We start from the raw sequence: 1,797 nt of genomic DNA, 5'->3' as shown, positions 1-1,797 counted from the left end.
GCAGAAGGTGCCTATGCCGCCTTAAAGGAAAACCCGGGAGCCCATGCTATCGTCCCCGGGAAACCTGCACAGTCAGAAATCATTAGCAGGATAGAAACTACAGATGAAACGGAAAAAATGCCTCCGGCTGAATCTAACCTCAAATTATCCCCTGAAGAAATTGATCTGATCAAAAGCTGGGTCAAGCAAGGTGCTAAATATGAACCTCATTGGGCCTTCCTACCTCCGGTTAAAGCCAGTTTGCCTGAAGTTTCTAACCCCGATTGGGTAAACAATGAGATCGATCATTTTGTATTGTCAAAACTAGACCGTATAGGTTTAAAGCCCAATGAAAAAGCGGACAAAATGCTTTTGCTCAAAAGGCTAAGCCTAGACCTTACAGGACTTCCTCCTTCAGAAGACCTAATAAAATCCTTTGAATCCGATGCATCTGAAGAGGCTACAGAGAAAATTATCGACAAATTATTGGATAGTCCTTCATTTGGTGAAAGAATGGCCGTATTATGGATGGATATTTCCCGCTATTCAGATTCTTACGGTTATCAGGACGATAATATTCGTACACAATGGCCTTATAGAGATTGGGTAATTCACGCTTTTAATAAAAATCTCCCTTACGATAAGTTCATTACCTGGCAGATGGCAGGAGACTTACTTCCTAACCCAACGAAAGAGCAAATCCTGGCTACCGCATTCAATAGAAACCACAAATATACCGAGGAAGGTGGAGTAATCCCGGAAGAATACCGAGTTGAATATATATTGGACAAGACAAACACTTACAGTAAGGCAATCATTGGTATGACAGTGGAATGTGCACAATGCCATGACCATAAGTACGACCCTATTTCTCAAGAAAATTACTTTGAGATGTATGCTTTTTTCAACAACACGCCCGAGCAAGGCTACGAAGGAGATGTGAGTGTTTCAAAACCTGCCAAGCACCCTATTATGTGGGTAGAAAAGGAAGACTTGGAAAGTGTATTGGATTTCGTGAATCACCAAGATACCAGCAAAATTATGGTGTCCGTAATGGAAGATTATAAAGACTCCTTAAGGAGAACATTCGTATTGGACCGTGGCGTTTATGATCAGCCTACAACGGAGGTATTCCCTTCCACACCCAAATCCATACTTCAATTTGACGAGAGCAAATATCCTAAAAACCGCCTGGGATTGGCCAAGTGGACTTTTTCTAAAGAAAACCCATTGACAGCCCGGGTTTTTGTGAACTTGATGTGGCAGGAGTTTTTTGGAGCAGGAATTGTAAGATCTGCGGGTGACTTTGGCATGCAAGGTAAACTACCCACGCACCCTGAACTTTTAGATTGGCTCGCGGTTGATTTTCAAGATAGTGGTTGGGATGTAAAACATTTGATTAAAAAAATAGTAAGCGCTGCCACTTATCAGCAATCCGCTACCAGCGATAATAAGAAAATGGAGTCCGACCCTGATAATTTTTATTTGGCAAGTTATCCCAGGATTAGGTTAAATGCCGAACATATTCGGGACATGATCTTAGCGAGTAGCGGTCTATTGTCTAAAGAAATCGGTGGGCCAAGTGTCAAGCCATATCAACCTGAAGGCTTATGGGAAGCAGCCACTTCCGGCAGAGGAGAATTGGCTGAGTACCGGCAAGACAATGGCGATAAATTGTACAGAAGGGGCTTATATACCTTTATCAAACTAACCTCTCCACCACCGAAACCTATCATTTTTGATGGCAGCAATAGGGATGTATGTGAGGTAACCAGAAACAGGACAAATACCCCTCTTCAAGCCTTGGCCATGTTAAAC

The 1,797-nt window shown here is 42.6% G+C and carries 1 protein-coding gene; it reads left to right on the top strand.

What is annotated here, in order from left to right:
• Positions 1 to 1,797: PSD1 and planctomycete cytochrome C domain-containing protein (locus tag AAC037_RS24115; protein WP_339906222.1), on the top strand; the 1,797-nt coding region annotated here is incomplete at both ends.

The sequence above is a fragment of the uncultured Cyclobacterium sp. genome, assembly GCF_963976465.1.
GTDB lineage: Bacteria > Bacteroidota > Bacteroidia > Cytophagales > Cyclobacteriaceae > Cyclobacterium.
This window is presented reverse-complemented; position numbering and strand designations above follow the sequence as displayed.